We start from the raw sequence: 531 nt of genomic DNA on the forward strand, positions 1-531 counted from the left end.
TCATTCTGAAATGATGGGGATTCAAGGCGTGAACTTGTTAGTAGAAAAATACCGTGACGGACGCGCACTGCCCCTTCAAGTGTACGTTCCAAGCAAGCTCAAGCTACGCGGCACAACTCGATAAAAACACCCTCAAAACTGTTCAAATAAAGCACTGAATTTTCAGTGCTTTTTTATTTCTTCTTTTATTTTCTACCGAATTTTTACTGTTTTTACTTTCCAAAACAATCTAGAACGCATTCCTTTACGCTGATCACATCTTGCTCAACATTGGTCATTTAAAACGTGACCAAGTTAAAGTAAAACGTTTTCACTAATTTATTTTAGTAAAACTTTTACTAATATCTTTCCCAGATAACTAATAAGCCTTTTCACAATACATCGGCTGCATTTCTTTTGGGCAGATTCGACGCTGACGATACCGCGTCGAAATGACCAAACTAAGCCGAGGGGAGAACAAACGTGAACAACTGGGAAAACTTCCTTCACCTACATGAGAACCGTATGGCACCACGTGCTTACTTCTTCTCA

Annotated in this window: 1 pseudogene; it reads left to right on the plus strand. The window is 39.4% G+C overall.

What is annotated here, in order from left to right:
• Nucleotides 1-124 (plus strand): annotated as a pseudogene (locus R7044_RS27775) (transcriptional regulator EbgR); the annotation flags it as partial.
• Nucleotides 125-531 lie beyond the last annotated feature (407 nt).

The sequence above is a fragment of the Vibrio sp. 1402 genome, assembly GCF_033340275.1.